Raw genomic sequence first — 18,786 nt, 5'->3', positions numbered from 1 at the left:
TGCGCGATGGAAAAGCGCGCAAGTGCACCCGAATCCTCACCGTTGGTCAGCAGCGGACAGTGCTAAGGTTCGCCTCTGGTTTTTTGCATTTTTCAAGGAAGCTCCCATGCCGGATGCGACGTCTCTCAGTGCGGGTTTCATGGTGGTTCAGAGCAACAGCCTGGATGAACTGCGCAGCCTGGTGATAAACCTGATGCGGCGTTACCCCTTGGCGCCCCTGGAGAATGAAATTGCCCTGGTACAGAGCAATGGCATCGCCCAATGGCTGAAACTGGCACTGGCCGAAGACCGCGAGGACGACGACCTCGGCGGCTGCGGTATCGCCGCCGCGATCGATGTGCAATTGCCCGGCAGCTTCATGTGGCAGCTCTATCGCATGGTGCTGGGCCGTGACGAGATTCCTTCCAAGTCCCTGCTGGACAAAGCGCCGCTGACTTGGCGCCTGATGCGCCTGCTGCCCGAGCTGATTGACCAGCCGCACTTCGAGCCGCTGCAACGCTTCCTCACCCACGACACCGACCTGCGCAAGCGCTACCAACTCTGCGAGCGCCTGGCCGATCTGTTCGACCAATACCAGGTATACCGCGCCGACTGGCTCGAAGATTGGGCCGCCGGCCGCCATCAGTTGCGCAATGCCCGAGGCGAGCCCAAACCCCTGACGCCGGCCAATTGCTGGCAGGCCCAATTGTGGCGCGCGCTGTTGTTGGACGTGGGCCAGGAAGGCATGGCCCAGAGCCGTGCCGGCGTGCACCAGCGCTTTATCGAACGCATCCATAGCCTGGACACAGCGCCCCTGGGTCTGCCGTCGCGGGTGATCGTTTTCGGGATTTCCTCGCTGCCGGCTCAGGCCCTGGAGGCATTGGCGGGCCTGGCGCGGTTCAGCCAGGTGTTGCTGTGCGTGCACAACCCCTGCCGGCACCATTGGGCCGACATCGTCGCCGATAAAGACCTGTTGCGGCACCAATACAAACGCCAGGCACGCAAGGCCGGCATGCCCCAGGTCATCGACCCGCAAACCCTGCACCAGCACGCTCACCCGTTGCTGGCCGCGTGGGGCAAGCAGGGGCGCGACTACATCAGCCTGCTCGACAGCTACGACGACCCCGGCAGTTACCGGGCGACGTTTCGCGACGGGCGCATCGACCTGTTCAGCGACAACAACCCGAACACTCTGCTCAACCAATTGCAGGACGACATTCTCGAACTGCGCCCCTTGGCGGAAACCCGCGAGCACTGGCCCGCGGTCGATCTGGTGGCGGACGAGTCGATCCGTTTTCACATCGCCCACAGCGCCCAGCGTGAAGTGGAGATCCTCCACGACCAACTCTTGGCCCGCTTCAGCGCCGACCCGGAGCTGAACCCCCGCGACGTGATCGTCATGGTGCCGGACATCGACAGCTATGCCCCGCACATCCGCGCCGTGTTCGGCCAACTCGAGCGCCACGATTCGCGCTTCATCCCCTTCACCCTGGCCGACCAGGGCCAGCGTGGCCGCGACCCGTTGCTGATTGCCGTGGAGCACCTGCTCAAGTTGCCCGACAGCCGCTTCCCGGTCAGCGAGATCCTCGATTTACTGGACGTGCCCGCCCTGCGCGAGCGCTTTGGCATTGCAGAGCGCGACCTGCCCACGCTGCACCGCTGGATCGAAGGCGCGGGCATCCGCTGGGGCATCAACGCCCAGCAGCGCGCCGGCCTGGGCCTGCCGGCGGACCTGGAGCAGAACAGTTGGCAGTTCGGCCTGCGCCGTATGCTGCTGGGTTATGCAGTCGGCAGTGGCGAGGCCTGTGATGGCATCGAGCCCTACGATGAAATCGGCGGCCTCGACGCGGCGTTGATCGGCCCTTTGGTGGCCCTGCTCGACGCCTTGCAGCGCGCCCACCAGGAGTTCTCCAGCGCCGCCACCCCGGCGCAGTGGGGCGAACGTCTGCAAGGGTTGATGCAGTTGTTCTTCCTGGCGGCCACCGAGCACGACGACTTCCTCCTCGCACAATTGGAAGAACTGCGCGAAACCTGGCTGGAAACCTGCGAAACCGTGGGCCTGCAAGATGAGCTGCCGCTCACCGTGGTGCGCGAAGCCTGGCTTGCCGGGTTGGACCAGGGCCGTTTGTCCCAGCGTTTCCTGGCCGGTGCGGTGAACTTCTGCACCCTGATGCCGATGCGCGCCATCCCCTTCAAACGGGTGTGCCTGTTGGGCATGAACGACGGTGATTACCCCCGCGCCCAGCCGCCCCTGGACTTCGACCTGATGGGCAGCGACTACCGCCCCGGCGACCGCTCGCGGCGCGAGGACGACCGCTACCTGCTGCTCGAAGCCCTGCTCTCGGCCCGCGAGCAGCTCTACATCAGTTGGGTCGGGCGCAGCATCCGCGACAACAGCGAGCGCCCGGCGTCGGTGTTGATCGGCCAGTTGCGCGATCACCTGGCCAGCGGTTGGCGGCTGGCCGATGATAGCGACCTACTGGCCGCCGTCACCGAAGAACACCCGCTGCAACCCTTCAGTGCCCGCTATTTCCATCAGGGCGCGGGCTTGTTCAGCTACGCCCGGGAATGGCAGGCCCTGCACCAACCCTGCGCACCCATCGCCCCGGTCGAGGCCCTAGGCCCTTACGTTCAGGAAGAGCCCTTGGCCTTGGGGCAGTTGCAGGACTTTTTACGCAACCCGGTGCGGCACTTCTTCAGCCAACGCTTGAAAGTGTTCTTTGAAGCTGCGCAAGCGCCGCTGGAAGACGAAGAACCCTTCGTGCTGGATGCACTGCAACGCTACAACCTCAGCGACAGCCTGCTGCAAGCGGCGCTGCTGGCCCCCGAGCAGGCCGACGCCGCGCTCGCCGCCCAGGCCCGGCGCCTACAGGGCAGTGGCCTGCTGCCCATGGCCGGTTTCGGCCAATGCTTGCAGCACGAGTTGATGGAGCCGCTGCCCGGCCTGTTGCAACGCCACCAACAGCTGCTGGCCCTGTGGCCGACGCCGCTGGCCAGCGCCATGGCCATCAGCCTGGACCTGCACGGCGTCACCCTCGAAGGCTGGCTCGGTGGCCTGCACCGGCGCAGCGACGGGGCGTTACTGGCGGTCACCCCCATCGCCAACGGCATCGGCGCGATCAAAAGCCGCAAATGGCATCGCTTGATCCGCCCCTGGGTCAACCACTTGGCCGCGTGCGCCAGTGGCTGGCCGATGACCACCGCCCTGGTGGCCAGCGACGACACCCTGCTGCTCGCGCCCCTGGAACCGGGCGCCGCCCAAGCCCTGCTCGGCGACGTGCTGCAAGCCTGGCAAAGCGGCATGCGCCAACCCTTGCCGGTGGCGGTGAAAACCGCATTCGCCTGGCTAAGCCAAAGCGACCCGGCCAAGGCCGACGCCGCCGCGCGCGAGGCTTATGAAGGCGACGGCCAGACCTTTGAGGGCGAGCGTCGGGAAAGCCCGGCCCTGGCCCGCCAGTTTGCCGACTACAACGCGTTGGTGAGCGACGAAACCTTCGCCGATTGGTGCAACGCCCTGTACCGCCCGCTGCTCGATGCGCCCTGGCGCTCCCAAGCCCAAGACGAGGCTCGCCCATGACCCCTCAAGCGCCACTGGCCCTGGCCTTCCCCCTGCGCGGCAGCCAGTTGATCGAAGCCAGCGCCGGCACCGGTAAGACCTTCACCATCTCGGCCCTGTACCTGCGCCTGGTGTTGGGCCACGGCGGCGAGGCCGCAGGCTTTGGCCGCGAGCTGCTGCCGCCGCAGATTCTCGTCGTGACCTTCACCGACGCCGCCACCCAAGAGCTGCGCGAGCGCATCCGCACACGTCTGGCCGAAGCGGCGCGGTTCTTTCGCGACGAAACCCCGGCCCCCGACAGCCTGATCGACGAGTTGCGCGGGCAATTCACCCCCCAGCAATGGGCCGGGTGCGCCAATCGCCTGGACATCGCCGCGCAGTGGATGGACGAAGCCGCCGTCTCGACCATCCACAGTTGGTGCCAGCGCATGCTGCGCGAACACGCCTTCGACAGCGGCAGCCTGTTCACCCAGACCCTGGAAACCGACCACAGCGACCTGCTCGGCGAAGTGCTGCGCGATTACTGGCGGCTGTTCTGCTACCCCATGCAGGGCGATGCGCTGAACTGGGTGCGCGCCCACTGGGGCGGGCCGGCCGCTCTGCTGCCTCGGGTGCGGGCGCTGTTTGCCAGCGAACGCCACGGCGAAGAAGGCAAGCCCCCCGCCGAACTGATCGAAGAATGCCTGCAAGAGCGCCGCGCCGCCCTGGTGCAACTCAAAGCGCCGTGGCTGCAATGGGCCGATGAACTCAAGGCCATTTGCCTGCAAGGCGTGGCCGCGAAAACCGTCGATGGGCGCAAGATGCAGGCGCGTTTTTTCGAGCCCTGGTTCGAGAAACTCAGCGCCTGGGCCGCAGATGAACACCAGGAGCAACTGGACATCGGCACCGGGTTTACCCGCCTGACCCCTGACGGCATGGCCGAAGCCTGGAAGGGCGAGCCGCCGCACCACCCCGGGCTGGACGCCATGCCCGCGCTCAAGGCCAGCCTCGACGCCTTGCCCACCCCGGACGCCGCAGTGCTGCAACACGCGGCACGCTGGATCGGCGCGCGCTTTGAGGCGGAAAAACGCCGCCGCGCCGAGATGGGCTTCGACGACATGCTCCTGCGGCTGGACGCGGCGTTGCAGGTGGAGGGCGGCGAGCGGCTCGCGGCGCTGATCCGCGAGCAGTTTCCAGTGGCCCTGATCGACGAATTCCAGGACACCGACCCGGTGCAGTACCGCATCTTCGAGAGCATTTACCGCATCGAAGACAACGACCCGGCCAGCGGCCTGTTCCTCATCGGCGACCCCAAGCAGGCGATCTACGCCTTCCGTGGCGCCGACATCTACACCTACCTGCGCGCCCGCCAAGCCACCCGCGGGCGCCTGCACACCCTGGGCACCAACTTCCGCTCCAGCCACGCCATGGTGCGGGCGGTCAACCATGTGTTCGAGCGGGCCGAGGCGCGGGAGGCCGGGCGCGGCGCGTTCCTGTTCCGCGAGGCCGATGGCGACAACCCGGTGCCGTTCCTGGCCGTGCAGTCCCAGGGCCGCAAAGAGCACTTGCAGGTGGACGGCCAAGCCCTGGCGGCGCTGAACATTTGGCACCTGGCCAGTGAACAGCCACTGGCCGGCATGCAGTACCGCCAGCACCTGGCCGCGGCCTGCGCCAGCGAGATCGTCAAACTGCTCAACGGCGGCCAGCAGGGCCGCGCCGGGTTTGCCCGCGACGGCGAGGCCCTGCGCGGCTTGCTGCCGGCAGACATCGCCATCCTCGTGCGCGACGGCAAGGAAGCCCAAGCCGTGCGTGGCGAGTTGTCCGCGCGCGGCGTGCGCAGCGTGTACCTGTCGGACAAAGACTCGGTGTTCAGCGCCCAGGAAGCCCACGACCTGCTGGCCTGGCTCAAGGCCTGCGCCGAGCCGGATGTCGAGCGGCCGCTGCGCGCCGCCCTGGCGTGCCCGACCCTGAACCTGCCGCTGGCAGAACTGGAGCGCCTGAACCAGGACGAACTGGCCTGGGAGGCGCGGGTCATGCAGTTTCGCGGCTACCGCGAACTGTGGCGCAAACAGGGCGTGCTGCCGATGCTGCGCCGCTTGCTGCACGACTTCCACTTGCCGCAAACCCTGATCGCGCGCAACGACGGCGAGCGGGTGCTGACCAACCTGCTGCACCTGAGCGAACTGATGCAGCAAGCGGCGGCGGAACTGGACGGCGAACAAGCGCTGATCCGCCACTTGGGCGAACACCTGGCGGCGTCCGGGCAGGCCGGCGAAGAGCAGATCCTGCGCCTGGAAAGCGACGAGCAACTGGTCAAAGTGGTGACCATCCACAAATCCAAGGGCCTGGAATATCCCCTGGTGTTCCTGCCGTTCATCTGCTCGGCCAAACCGGTAGACGGCAGCCGTTTGCCCCTGAGCTACCACGACGAATTCGACCGCCCCCAGATCAGCCTGCGGCCCACCCCCGAGCTGATTGCCCTGGCCGACGGCGAACGCCTGGCCGAAGACCTGCGCCTGCTCTACGTGGCTCTGACCCGCGCCCGCCATGCCTGCTGGCTGGGGGTGGCGGACCTCAAGCGCGGCAACCACAACCGCTCGGTGCTGCACCTCTCGGCGCTGGGCTACCTGCTCGGCGGCGGCGCCGCGTTGGCCGAGCCGGCCGGGTTGCGCACCTGGCTTGAGGGCCTGCAACTCGGCTGCGACGCGGTGCACTGCGCCGACTTGCCGCCTGCCGAGGACGTGCGCTTCCACCCCCCGCGCAACGACGCCGCGCTGCTGCCGGCCCTTGTGCCTGCGCGCCGCGCCACGCAGAACTGGTGGATCGCCTCCTACAGCGCCCTGCGCCTGGGCGAAAGCCTGAGCGAAGGCAGCGACGAGGCGCCGGAAAACCCCCAGGCGCAAAAACTCTTCGACGACGAACGCCTCGACCCCGACGCCGTGCGCGAAGTGGTCAGCAGCGGCGGCGACATCCACCGCTTCCCCCGTGGCCCCAACCCGGGCACCTTCCTCCACGGCTTGCTGGAGTGGGCCGGCAACGAAGGCTTCGCCGTGGACCGCGCCAGCCTCAACGACGCCGTGGCCCGGCGCTGCAACCGCCGCGGCTGGGAAGGCTGGATCGACACCCTGGGCGACTGGCTCGCCCACCTGCTGCACGTGCCGCTGGCCATCGGCGCCGGGCAGCCGCCCGTGGTGCTCGGGCAACTGACGCAGTACCGCATCGAAATGGAATTCTGGTTCGCCAGCCACAAGGTTGACGTGCGCCAACTCGATCGCTTGGTGTGCCAACACACCCACGGCGGCGCCCCCCGGGTGGCCGCCGAGCCTGTGCTGCTCAACGGCATGTTCAAAGGCTTTATCGACCTGACGTTCGAGCACGAGGGCCGTTATTACGTGGCCGACTACAAATCCAACTGGCTGGGCGCCGACGACACCGCCTACACGGCGGCGGCCATGGAGGCGTCTATCCTGGAGCACCGTTACGATTTGCAGTACGTGTTGTATTTGTTGGCCTTGCACCGCCAGCTCAAAGCGCGGCTCACCGACTACGACTACGACCGGCACATGGGCGGCGCCCTGTACCTGTTCATGCGCGGCAGCCGCGCGCCGAGCCAGGGCAGCTACTTCGTGCGCCCGCCCCGTGAACTGATCGAACACCTGGACCTGCTCTTCCAGGGCAAACCCCCGGCACCCAAGGCCGAACCCGCGTGGGAACAAGGAGTTTTGCTATGAGCCGTGCCTTCGCCGATTTGCTGCCCGTCGCCCTGGACGCCGAACAACTGGCCGCCCTCGCGCCCCTGAGCCGCACCGACGACCCGCTGTGGGTGTTCAGCCGTTGGGCCGAACGCGGTTGGCTGCGGGCGCTGGACCTGGCCTTCGTGCGCTTTTTGCATGAACTGGAACCGGGCGGCGACCCCTTGGTGCTGCTGGCGGCGGCCCTGACCAGCCATCAACTGGGCCACGGCCATGTGTGCCTGGACCTGGTGGAAACCCTCAAGGCGCCGGACTTCGCCCTGTCCCTGCCGCCCGAGGGTGACGGCTCGGTAATCCTCTTGCCCTCCCAGGTGCTGGCCGGGCTGGACGGGGCCCATTGGTGCCAGGCGTTGGCCGGCAGCCGCCTGGTGGCGGGGGCCGCGGACGACAGCGCCGAGGCGCGGCAACGGCCCCTGGTGCTGGCGGGCACGCGCCTGTACCTGCGCCGTTACTGGGCCTACGAGCGGCGCATCGACAGCGCCTTGCGTCAGCGCTTGGCTGTGCACGAAGGGGACAACACCGACCTGCGTGCGCGCCTCGACGCCCTGTTCGGCGCCCGAGACGCCAGCCAACCGGTGGACTGGCAAAAACTCGCCTGCGCCCTGGCCACCCGCGCCGGGTTCAGCATCGTCACCGGCGGCCCCGGCACCGGCAAGACCACCACCGTGGTACGCCTGCTGGCGCTATTGCAGGCCCCCGCTGTGGCCGCGGGCCAGCCGCTGCGCATCCGCCTCGCCGCGCCCACCGGCAAAGCGGCGGCGCGCCTGAGCGAATCCATCAGCCAGCAAGTGCGCGGCCTGGAGGTGGACGAGGCGGTGCGCGCGCGCATCCCTGCCGACGTCACCACCGTGCACCGCTTGCTCGGCAGCCGCCCCGGCACCCGGCACTTTCGCCACCACGCCGGTAATCGCCTGGCGCTGGACGTGCTGGTGGTGGACGAAGCCTCGATGATCGACCTGGAAATGATGGCCAACCTGCTCGACGCCTTGGCGCCCCACGCGCGGTTGGTGCTGCTGGGGGACAAGGACCAATTGGCCTCGGTGGAGGCGGGGGCCGTGCTCGGCGACCTGTGCCGCGACGCCGAGGCCGGTTGGTACGACCCGCAGACCCGCGCCTGGCTGGAGGCGGCCAGCGGCGAAACCCTCGGCGGCGCCGGGTTGCAACAAGACACCGACGCCAGCCACCCCTTGGCCCAGCAAGTGGTGATGCTGCGCCACTCGCGGCGCTTCGGCGAAGGCAGCGGCATCGGCCAATTGGCCCGTTGGGTCAACCAACAACAACCCGAGCAAGCCCGCGCCCTGCTGGCGGCGCACAGCCATGGCGACCTGTTTTGCCTGCCCCTCAAGGGCGAACAGGACCGCGCCCTCGAACGCCTGCTGCTCGACGGCCACGGCGACGGCCCCCAGGGCTACCGCCACTACCTGAGCCTGCTGCGCAGCACCCGCCCGCACGCGCCGGCGCACGACCCGCGCTGGGCTGCATGGGCCGGCGCGGTACTGGGGGCGTTCGATGAGTTCCAATTGCTCTGTGCCGTGCGCAAAGGCCCGTGGGGCGTGGAGGGCCTGAACCTGCGCATCACCGCCGCGTTGCTCAAGGCGCGGCTGATCGACAGCGACCAGCAATGGTACGAAGGCCGCCCGGTACTGATGACCCGCAACGACTATGGCCTTGGCCTGATGAACGGCGACATCGGCATCGCCCTCAACCTGCCGGAACCGGACGCCAATGGCACCCTACGCCCGGTACTGCGGGTGGCCTTCGCCCGCAACGACGGCCAGGGCGGGGTGCGATTTGTGCTGCCCAGCCGTCTGAATGACGTGGAAACCGTGTACGCCATGACCGTGCATAAATCCCAAGGCTCGGAGTTCGCCCACACCGCCCTGATCCTCCCCGACGCCCTCAACCCGGTGCTGACCAAAGAGCTGATCTACACCGGCATCACCCGCGCCAAACACTGGTTCAGCCTCATCGAGCCCCGCGCCGGCGTGTTTGAAGAAGCCACCCGGCGCAAGGTCAAGCGCCTGAGTGGGTTGATGCTGGAGCTGGCATAGCACCCCAACCCCCTGCGGGAGTGGGCAGGACTCTGTGGGAGCGGGCCTGCCCGCGATGGCGGTATTCCTGCCGGTGAAGAAGCATCAGGCATACCGCTGCCATCGTGGCCTAGGTATCTACATAACTGGGGTTTAGGTTTGGGGGCATATCCGTTTTTTTGGGGGGGGGCGGCTGGCGGTTCCGCCCTGACGGCGGGTCCCTTTTGGCAAACGCCCCAAAAGGAACCAAAAGGTTTTGCCCCTCCATCCGGTGTCTCGCTAACGCTCGACATTCCCTCACTCCGGCATTGCTCCGGGGGCGCGCCGCGAAGGGCCCTCCATGGCCCATCGCGGCTAGTTCGGCATCCCTGCCGAACTGCCCCCTGCTCAAGGCCTGCGTTCGGCCTCCTGGGAATGGGGCGGGTGGATCAAGATCAAAAGCCAGATCAAAAGCAAAAGCCGTAGGAGTCGGGCTACCACGCAGGCCTGGTTGTCACCCTTCCCTGCGGGAGTGGGCAGGATTCTGTGGGGGTGGGCAGAATTTTGTGGGAGCGGGCCTGCCCGCGATGGCGGTATTCCTGCCGGTGAAGAAGCATCAGGCATACCGCTGCCATCCTCGGATCGCCGCCCCGACCCAGCCCACCGTTGAACTGTAGGGGCGTGGTCTGGATCCCACCGGCTAAAGGCGCTGTGCTATCGTTGCGGCATTATCCTACGTAGTTAGAAGAGAATTCCTGCATGGTTGTGGCTGTGTCGCCGGCAGAGCGCATGGGTGGATGCAAGCAGTTCCTGTTGGCCAGCCTGTTCTGTCTGTCGGCCCCGTTCGCCCATGCCCAAGCCGCTGCGCCGCGGAGTATGGCCGAGCAGCGTGCCCAGGCTGTCACCCAAGTGGTGCTGGGGATTCTCAGCTACGCCCGTTGGCCCGTGGAACCGCAGCAACTGCGCCTGTGTGTGGTCGGGCCCACCGAATACACCGACGACCTGGTCAAGGGCACCACCCAAGCCACCGGCCGCCCCGTGCAGGTGCGGCGCCTGTTGGCGGATAACCCGGCGATTCTCACAGACTGCGACTCGGTGTACATCGGCAAACTCAACGCCGACCAACGCACACGTCTGTTCAGTGACCTCACCGGGCGCCCGGTGTTGAGCATCAGCGAGGGCGGCGACCAATGCACCGTGGGCAGCCTGTTCTGCCTGCGGGTCAGCGACCAGCAGGTGTCGTTTGAGGTCAACCTCGACTCCGTAGCCCGCAGCGGCGTGCGCATTCACCCCAGCGTGCTGCAATTGTCGCGTCGGCGGGCGGCAGAGCCGTGAAGCTGTTCAGCCGCTCGGCCCGCCCAACCCTGCAATCGGTGATCGGTCGCGGGCACCTGACGGTGGCGTTGGCAGCGGTGTCGATGGCCAGTGTCTCCCTGACCCTGCTGGGCATGCTGGCCTTGCGGGTGTATGCCGACCACAACCTGCACCTGATCGCCCGGTCCATCAGCTACACCGTGGAAGCGGCGGTGGTGTTCGACGACAAACAGGCCGCCACCGAAGCCCTGGCGCTGATCGCCGCCACCGAAGAAGTGGCCGATGCCCAGGTGTTCGACGCCACAGGCCAATTGGTGGCGCGTTGGCAGCGCCCGGAAAACGGCCTGTTTTCCCATTTGGAAATGCAGGTGGCGCGCAGCTTCCTGGAAAAACCCATCACCCTGGCCATCGTCCACCAGGACCGCACCGTCGGCAGCCTCTTGCTGGTGGGCCATGGCGGCAGCTTGCTGCGCTTTTTGCTCAGTGGCCTGGCGGGTATCGTGCTGTGCACGGCCCTCAGTGCCTGGGTCGCGCTGTACCTGGCGCGGCGCCAGTTGCAGGGCATCACCGGGCCGCTGCGCAACCTCGCCCATGTGGCCCACGCCGCCCGCAGCGAGCGCACGTTCGACCGGCGTGTACCGAAGGCGCGGATCGTCGAGCTGGACAACCTGGGCAACGACTTCAATGCTTTGCTCGATGAAATGGAAACCTGGCAAAACCACCTGCAAAGCGAGAACGAAAGCCTCGCCCACCAGGCCAGCCACGACAGCCTCACGGGCCTGCCCAACCGTGCGTTCTTCGAAGGCCGGTTGATCCGCGCCCTGCGCAATGCCAGCAAACACGACGAGCGGGTCGCGGTGCTGTTCCTCGACAGCGACCGCTTCAAGGGCATCAACGACCGTTTCGGCCACGCCGCCGGCGACGCGGTGCTGGTGGCCGTGGCCAACCGGGTGCGCGCGCAACTGCGTGAGGAAGACCTGGTGGCGCGCCTGGGCGGCGACGAGTTCGCGGTACTGCTTGCGCCCCTGCACCAGATCGAAGACGCCGAGCGCATCGCCGACAAAATCATCGCCAGCATGGCATTGCCCGTGCAGTTGCCCGGCAACGCGGCGGTGATGACCTCCTTGAGTGTCGGCATTGCCGTCTACCCCGACCACGGCGCGACTCCGAGCGCGCTGATCGATGCCGCCGACGCGGCGATGTACCACGCCAAACGCCTCTCGCGGGGCGGGCAACATACGGCCGGGTCGGAGCACTCGGCCGCCCACGTGCAAACCAGGAGCTAAATTCCGTGTTCTCTTTGACTCAGCGTTCCATGCGTTTCTTCACCCTGACCCTGTTCATCGCCCTTGCGGCCCTGGCCGGGTGCCAGAGCGCCCCGCCCAAAGGCCTGACCCCGGCGCAGATCGCCGTGCTCAAGCAACAAGGTTTCGAGTTGACCGAGGAGGGCTGGGCCTTTGGCCTGTCGGGCAAGGTGCTGTTTGGCAGCGACGTGGAAAGCCTCAACGCACCGAGCACGGAAATTGTCGAACGCATCGGCAAAGCCCTGATGGGCGTGGGCATCAACCACGTGCGCGTAGACGGCCACACCGACTCCTCGGGCAAAGAGGCCTACAACCAGCAACTGTCCCTGCGCCGCGCCAAAAGCGTGGCCAAGGTGCTGACCTCCGTGGGCATGCCCGAACACAACATCGAACTGCGCGGCCTGGGCAGCAGCGAACCGGTGGCCAGCAACACCACCGCGGCCGGGCGCACCGAAAACCGCCGGGTATCGATCGTGGTCAGCGCCGACTAAGCCTCGCGGCAAGCCGCAAGTTTCAAGTTTCACGCTTGCCGCTTGCCGCTCCCAATACCATCTGCGCTTGCTCTCCCATCAGCAGCGCTCGGTTGCGCTCGGTCACGTCCCTGATGTAATCCCACAACAACGTAATGCGCTTGAGCTTGCGCAAATCCTCGCGGCAGTACATCCAAAATTGCCGGGTGATGTTGATGTCCTCGGGCAATACCGGCAGCAGGCGCGGGTCCTGGGCGGCAAGGAAGCACGGCAGGATGGCCAGGGAGCGGCCCTGTTGTGCGGCGACGTATTGGGCGATGACGCTGGTGCTGCGCAGGTTGGCGCTGGCGCCGGGCACCACGTTGGCCAGGTATAAAAGCTCGGAACTGAACGCCAGGTCATCGACGTAGCTGACGAACGGGTGCCGCGCCAGGTCGGCGGGGCGGCGGATGGGCGGGTGTTGGTCCAGGTAGGCCTGGGTGGCGTAGAGCTGCAAGCGGTAGTCGCACAGTTTGCAGCACACGTAGGGCCCGTGTTCCGGGCGTTCCAGGGCGATCACGATGTCGGCTTCGCGCTTGGACAGGCTGATGAAGTGGGGCAGCGGCAGGATGTCCACGCTGATCGCCGGGTAGGCATCGACGAAGTGGCTCAACTGCGGGGTGATAAAGAAACTGCCAAAACCTTCGGTGCAACCCATGCGGATATGCCCCGACAGCGCCACGCCCGAGCCGGACACCTGCTCGCAGGCAATGTGCAGGGTGCTTTCGATCGACTCGGCGTACCCCAGCAACCGCTGGCCCTCGGCGGTGAGGACAAAGCCATTGGTGCGCGATTTCTCGAACAGCAGCGTGCCCAGCGCACCTTCCAGGGAACTGATGCGCCGCGACACGGTGGTGTAGTCCACCGCCAGGCGCTTGGCTGCGGTGCTGGCCTTGCGGGTGCGGGCCACCTCTAGGAAAAACTTGAGGTCGTCCCAGTTCAGCGAACCCAGGGAAGTGATGTTTTTTTGCATGTTGGACCGGTTTTTATGTGCGTACTTATTAGAAGTTTGCACATCTATACTCCAAAAACCGTCCGCCCACCAACCCGGACCCCCGCCTCATCCTCAAGGCCACCGCAGGCCTTGGCTCCTTGAACAACGACAAGATCTGGAGACCTGCATGAACGCTTCGCTTACTTCTGCCGATACCACCCTGCAACGGGCCAAGCTGTTGATCGATGGCCAGTGGGTCGAATCCCAAACCAGCGAATGGCACGACATCGTCAACCCGGCCACCCAGCAAGTGCTGGCCCAGGTGCCGTTCGCCACGGCCGCTGAAGTCAATGCCGCTATCGACGCCGCCCACCGCGCCTTCCAGACCTGGAAGCTGACGCCCATCGGCGCGCGCATGCGCATCATGCTCAAACTCCAGGCCTTGATCCGCGAACACTCCAAGCGCATCGCCGTGGTCCTCAGCGCCGAACAGGGCAAGACCCTCGCCGACGCCGAAGGCGATATTTTCCGTGGCCTGGAAGTGGTGGAGCACGCCTGTTCCATCGGCACCCTGCAAATGGGCGAATTTGCCGAGAACGTCGCCGGTGGCGTCGATACCTACACCCTGCGCCAGCCTATCGGCGTGTGCGCAGGCATCACCCCGTTCAACTTCCCGGCGATGATTCCGCTGTGGATGTTCCCCATGGCCATCGCCTGCGGCAACACCTTCGTGCTCAAGCCTTCGGAGCAGGACCCGCTGTCCACCCTGCTGCTGGTGGAGTTGGCGCTGGAAGCGGGCGTGCCACCGGGCGTGCTCAACGTGGTGCATGGCGGCAAGGACGTGGTCGATGCGCTCTGCACCCACAAAGACATCAAGGCCGTGTCCTTCGTTGGCTCCACCGCCGTGGGCACCCACGTCTATGACCTGGCCGGCAAGCACGGCAAGCGCGTGCAATCGATGATGGGCGCCAAGAACCACGCCGTGGTGCTGCCCGACGCCAACCGCGAGCAAACCCTCAACGCCCTGGTGGGTGCCGGTTTCGGCGCGGCCGGGCAGCGCTGCATGGCCACCTCGGTGGTGGTGCTGGTGGGCGCGGCCAAGCAATGGCTGCCGGACCTCAAGGCCCTGGCACAAAAACTCAAGGTCAACGCGGGCAGCGAGCCGGGCACCGATGTCGGCCCGGTGATTTCCAAGCGCGCCAAGGAACGTGTGCTGGGCCTGATCGAAAGCGGCATCAAGGAAGGCGCCAAGCTGGAACTCGATGGCCGTGACATCAAAGTACCTGGCTACGAGCAAGGCAACTTCGTCGGCCCGACCCTGTTTTCCGGGGTGACCACCGACATGCAGATCTACACCCAGGAAATCTTCGGCCCGGTGCTGGTGGTGCTGGAGGTCGACACCCTCGATCAGGCCATTGCCCTGGTCAACGCCAACCCGTTCGGCAACGGCACCGGCCTGTTCACCCAGAGCGGCGCGGCGGCGCGCAAGTTCCAGAGCGAAATCGACGTCGGCCAGGTGGGCATCAACATCCCGATCCCGGTGCCGGTGCCGATGTTCAGCTTCACCGGCTCGCGTGGCTCGAAACTCGGTGACCTGGGGCCGTACGGCAAGCAAGTGGTGCAGTTCTATACCCAGACCAAAACCGTCACCAGCCGCTGGTTCGACGATGACAGCGTCAATGATGGCGTGAACACCACCATCAACCTGCGTTGAGGAAACAGCCATGAACATCGCATTTATCGGCTTGGGCAACATGGGCGCGCCCATGGCCCGCAACCTGCTCAAGGCCGGCCATTCGCTGCACCTGTTCGACCTTAACCAAAGCGTGCTGGCGGAGCTGGCGCAACTGGGCGGCACCATCAGCGCCTCGCCCCGCGACGCCGCCCAAGGCGCCGAGTTGGTGATTACCATGCTGCCGGCCGCCGCCCATGTGCGCAGCGTGTGGCTGGGCGAGGAGGGCGTATTGGCCGGGATCGGCGCCGGCGTGCCCGCCGTCGATTGCAGCACCATCGACCCGCAGACCGCCCGCGACGTGGCGGCCGCGGCGGCCAAACAAGGCGTGGCCCTGGCCGATGCGCCGGTGTCGGGCGGCACGGGCGGCGCGGCGGCCGGGACCCTGACCTTTATGGTCGGCGCCACGCCCGAGTTGTTCGCCACCCTGCAACCGGTGCTGGCGCAGATGGGGCGCAACATCGTCCATTGCGGCGCGGTCGGTACGGGGCAGATCGCCAAGATCTGCAACAACCTGCTGCTGGGCATCTCCATGGTCGGCGTCAGCGAAGCCATGGCCCTGGGCGATGCCCTGGGCATCGACACCCAGGTGCTGGCGGGGATCATCAACAGCTCCACCGGGCGCTGCTGGAGCTCGGAGGCGTATAACCCGTGGCCGGGCGTGGTGGAAACCGCCCCGGCCTCGCGCGGCTACACCGGCGGTTTCGGCGCCGAGCTGATGCTCAAGGACCTGGGCCTGGCCACCGAAGCCGCCCGCCAGGCCCACCAACCGGTGGTGCTCGGTGCCGTGGCCCAGCAGCTGTACCAGGCCATGAGCCTGCGCGGCGAAGGTGGGCAGGATTTCTCGGCGATCATCAACAGCTATCGCAAGCCGCAGTAAGAGGCTTGGCCTAAAACTCAGTAGCAACAAAACCGGTGGGAGCGGGCCTGCCCGCGATAGCGCCACGCCAGACACCCGATGCAGGGCCTGGCACGCCGCTATCGCGAGCAGGCTCGCTCCCACCGTTGTTGTTCTTGGGTTTTTATCGATTGCCCATCAGGCAAACACAAAATACTTACGCACCGTTTCCACCACTTCCCACGTGCCTGTCATGCCCGGTTCCACGACAAAAATGTCGCCGGCGCGCAGGTGGATCGGCGCCATGCCGTCCGGGGTTATCACGCAGTAGCCTTCCTGGAAATGGCAGTACTCCCACTTCACGTATTCCACCCGCCATTTGCCGGGGGTGCAGATCCAGGTGCCCATGATCTTGCTGCCGTCTTCGCTGGTGTAGGCGTTGAGGTTGACGGTGTGCGGGTCGCCTTCCAGGCGTTGCCATTTGCAGGCGTCGAGCAGCGGCAGGGGGTGAGTGTCGCGTAGCACGGTAATGGGGGCGGACATGTTGGCTCCAGGTTGTCGGCAGAACAGAACCGGCACCCTAGCCCTTGCCTGCGCCGGCCAGTTGTCTGGGTTCGACACTGGGGTATCCGCAAGCGCAATGCCTGCGGCGGCGGGTGTTTGAAGAATCCTCCGGCAAAGGGCTTTTTTTTGGCAGCAAGTGCGAAATTCAGCGGAGGCTGTAGGAGAATTCGCAATAATCTTGACGGCTATCGCTCGTATGATGCCTTTCAACGTGGCCGAGAACAGCACAATGAACAACACACCTGCGTGGTGGGACATCAGCCCGCCGTTGAGTAATGCAACGCCCACCTGGCCCGGCGACACGCCGTTCCAGGAAGAGCGCGTGTGGACCTTCGGGCCGCAGTGCCCGGTCAATGTCGGGCGCGTGACCCTGTCGCCGCACACCGGCGCCCATGTCGATGCGCCCCTGCATTACAGCCCCGAAGGCGCGGCCATCGGCCAGGTGCCGCTGGATGTCTACATGGGGCCGTGCCGCGTGCTGCATTGCCTGGACAGCGGCGAGCTGGTGCAACCGGAGCAACTGGCGGGGCAGCTTGAGGGCGTGCCCGCGCGCGTGCTGCTGCGCACCTATCGCCAGGCACCGCTGGACGTGTGGGACGAACACTTCACCGCCGTCGCCCCGGCCACCGTGGAGCTGCTCGCCAGCCTGGGGGTGCGCCTGCTCGGCATCGACACGCCGTCCCTGGACCCGCAGCAATCGAAAACCATGGACGCCCACAACGCCATCGCCCGCCACGGCATGGCGATCCTCGAAGGCATCGTCCTCGACGAAGTGGCGCCGGGGGATTACGAGTTGATCGCCTTGCCCCTGCGTTTCGCCAACCTGGACGCCAGCCCCGTGCGCGCGATCCTGCGCCCGCTCAAGCCCTGACTTAGCCCATAACGATGCGGGCGGCCCGAACCGCCCCAGCCCCGAGGAACCGCTGCAATGAGTCAATGCCCGTACTCCCCCTCCAACCAGGACGCCGACTGGCATAACGCCGAGCTGAATTTTTCCGATTCCATGAGCTACGGCGACTACCTGGACCTGGGCCGCATCCTCAGCGCCCAGCACCCGCTGTCGCCGGACCACAACGAACTGTTGTTCATCATCCAGCACCAGACCTCGGAGCTGTGGATGAAACTGATGCTTCACGAACTCAAGGCCGCCCGCGAACACATCCGCCTGAGCGAACTGCAACCGGCGTTCAAGATGCTGGCGCGGGTCTCGCGGATCTTCGATCAACTGGTGCACGCCTGGACCGTGCTGGCGACCATGACCCCCACCGAGTACCACTCGATCCGCCCGTTTTTGGGCCAGTCGTCGGGGTTCCAGTCGTTCCAGTACCGCGAGATCGAATTCCTCCTGGGCAACAAGAGTGCGACCCTGTTGCGCCCTCACGCCCATCGCCCGGAACTGCTCCAAGCCTTGCAGGAAGCGATTGTCACGCCGTCGCTGTATGACGAGGCGATCGGCCTGATGGTCAAGGCCGGCCTGCACATCGACCCGCAACGCTTTGAGCGTGACCCCAGCAGCCCGACCGCCCACGACCCGTCCGTGGAAGCGGCGTGGCGCGAGGTCTACACCGACCCCAAGCGCTACTGGGACCTGTACCAGTTGGCCGAGAAATTCATCGACCTGGAAGACTCCTTCCGCCAATGGCGCTTTCGCCACGTGACCACGGTGGAACGCATCATCGGCTTCCAACCCGGCACCGGCGGCACCGAAGGCGTGGGCTACCTGCGCAAAATGCTCGACACCGTGCTCTTCCCCGAACTGTGGCGCGTGCGCTCGACCCTCTGATTGCACGTCTGGGCGGGGCGCGCACAGGCCCATTGCTCACGGTAGGCCGGGGCGTTTGAGGTGGGCAGGGGGCTGCGCTTGCACCTGGGGTTGCTGGGCGTCGGCCCAGGCGATGGGCGGGCCGCCGCCCCGGGCCATGCTCGCCCCCGCGGCCCGCACCAGCGAACCCCTTTGCAACACCTGATCGAACACCACCCTTGGGTAGAACTTGAGTTTGCCGGCCACAGACAGGGTGGTGAATTTCATGGAGGCCTCGGTCCGCCGCAGGGCGGGAGGCGGCCATCGTCCTCACAACGGGTTGGGGCTGGCGAAACCGTGCGCCGGGGCCGGTAGTCGATAAACAGCGCGCTGCGTGCCGGCCAGGCTTGGAAACACAATCCAGTGTTATTAAACAATCACAATGCCTTGTTCTATTTGGATTTTTCGGTAGTTGCCGGGCGCTTGCCGTTTTCATAACGTTTGAAGTGTTGACGGGGATGCGCCTACTTGGGCAAGTTGGCGCCTTGAAAGTTGCAGGTGGTGTTGGGAGAAGA

Annotated in this window: 13 protein-coding genes; 10 read left to right on the top strand and 3 right to left on the bottom strand. The window is 66.1% G+C overall.

The window, feature by feature from the left end:
- The first annotated feature begins 106 nt into the window (after positions 1–106).
- The 6 genes from recC to yfiB all read left to right on the top strand — a co-directional run bounded on the left by recC (position 107) and on the right by yfiB (position 12,384).
- On the top strand, positions 107–3,556 hold the full coding sequence (recC, locus tag AC19YT_RS23740) for an exodeoxyribonuclease V subunit gamma (protein ID WP_500611129.1): 3,450 nt from the start codon (positions 107–109) through the stop codon (positions 3,554–3,556).
- Positions 3,553–7,245, top strand: a complete 3,693-nt coding sequence (gene recB / locus AC19YT_RS23735; protein WP_500611128.1) for an exodeoxyribonuclease V subunit beta — start codon at positions 3,553–3,555, stop codon at positions 7,243–7,245. The genes recC and recB overlap by 4 nt, the downstream gene beginning before the upstream one ends.
- Positions 7,242–9,317, top strand: coding sequence for an exodeoxyribonuclease V subunit alpha (recD, locus tag AC19YT_RS23730; RefSeq protein WP_500611127.1), 2,076 nt, complete (start codon positions 7,242–7,244; stop codon positions 9,315–9,317). The genes recB and recD overlap by 4 nt, the downstream gene beginning before the upstream one ends.
- 717 nt (positions 9,318–10,034) lie before the next feature.
- A complete protein-coding gene (gene yfiR, locus AC19YT_RS23725) occupies positions 10,035–10,610 on the top strand; it encodes a regulatory sequestration protein YfiR (protein ID WP_095105731.1) in 576 nt (191 codons plus the stop codon).
- Entirely contained in the window at positions 10,607–11,875 is a 1,269-nt protein-coding gene (gene dgcN, locus AC19YT_RS23720) for a diguanylate cyclase DgcN/YfiN (RefSeq protein WP_095105734.1), read from the top strand. Before yfiR ends, dgcN begins: the two co-directional genes overlap by 4 nt.
- A gap of 29 nt (positions 11,876–11,904) precedes the next feature.
- Positions 11,905–12,384 carry an outer membrane lipoprotein YfiB gene (gene yfiB / locus AC19YT_RS23715; RefSeq protein ID WP_095105737.1) on the top strand — a complete coding sequence of 160 codons (480 nt, stop codon included), beginning with the start codon at positions 11,905–11,907 and terminating at the stop codon, positions 12,382–12,384.
- 22 nt (positions 12,385–12,406) lie between these two features.
- Here the strand turns inward: yfiB and AC19YT_RS23710 are convergent, their stop codons facing one another.
- The gene (locus tag AC19YT_RS23710) at positions 12,407–13,375 is read right to left on the bottom strand and encodes a LysR family transcriptional regulator (protein WP_095105740.1); all 969 of its coding nucleotides are present in this window, start codon (positions 13,373–13,375) and stop codon (positions 12,407–12,409) included.
- Between the two features lie 148 nt (positions 13,376–13,523).
- On the opposite strand from AC19YT_RS23710, the gene AC19YT_RS23705 reads away from it, so the two are divergent.
- Positions 13,524–15,050 carry a CoA-acylating methylmalonate-semialdehyde dehydrogenase gene (locus AC19YT_RS23705; RefSeq protein ID WP_095105743.1) on the top strand — a complete coding sequence of 509 codons (1,527 nt, stop codon included), beginning with the start codon at positions 13,524–13,526 and terminating at the stop codon, positions 15,048–15,050.
- A gap of 10 nt (positions 15,051–15,060) precedes the next feature.
- A complete protein-coding gene (gene mmsB / locus AC19YT_RS23700) occupies positions 15,061–15,948 on the top strand; it encodes a 3-hydroxyisobutyrate dehydrogenase (RefSeq protein WP_095105746.1) in 888 nt (295 codons plus the stop codon).
- 156 nt (positions 15,949–16,104) lie between these two features.
- On the opposite strand, the gene AC19YT_RS23695 is transcribed toward mmsB, so the two are convergent.
- Positions 16,105–16,449, bottom strand: a complete 345-nt coding sequence (locus AC19YT_RS23695; RefSeq protein WP_095105749.1) for a cupin domain-containing protein — start codon at positions 16,447–16,449, stop codon at positions 16,105–16,107.
- Positions 16,450–16,699: 250 nt separating this feature from the next.
- Between AC19YT_RS23695 and kynB the strand changes: the two genes are divergently transcribed.
- Both kynB and kynA read left to right on the top strand, forming a co-directional pair.
- On the top strand, positions 16,700–17,341 hold the full coding sequence (gene kynB / locus AC19YT_RS23690; RefSeq protein WP_095106982.1) for an arylformamidase: 642 nt from the start codon (positions 16,700–16,702) through the stop codon (positions 17,339–17,341).
- Between the two features lie 57 nt (positions 17,342–17,398).
- Entirely contained in the window at positions 17,399–18,253 is an 855-nt protein-coding gene (gene kynA, locus AC19YT_RS23685; RefSeq protein ID WP_095105752.1) for a tryptophan 2,3-dioxygenase, read from the top strand.
- A gap of 36 nt (positions 18,254–18,289) precedes the next feature.
- On the opposite strand, the gene AC19YT_RS23680 is transcribed toward kynA, so the two are convergent.
- Positions 18,290–18,499, bottom strand: a complete 210-nt coding sequence (locus AC19YT_RS23680) for a hypothetical protein (RefSeq protein WP_500611126.1) — start codon at positions 18,497–18,499, stop codon at positions 18,290–18,292.
- Between the last annotated feature and the right edge of the window lie 287 nt (positions 18,500–18,786).

The sequence above is a fragment of the Pseudomonas sp. MF08875 genome (assembly GCF_059862525.1).
The sequence above is the reverse complement of the archived record's forward strand: the minus strand, read 5'-3'. Positions and strand labels throughout refer to the sequence as shown.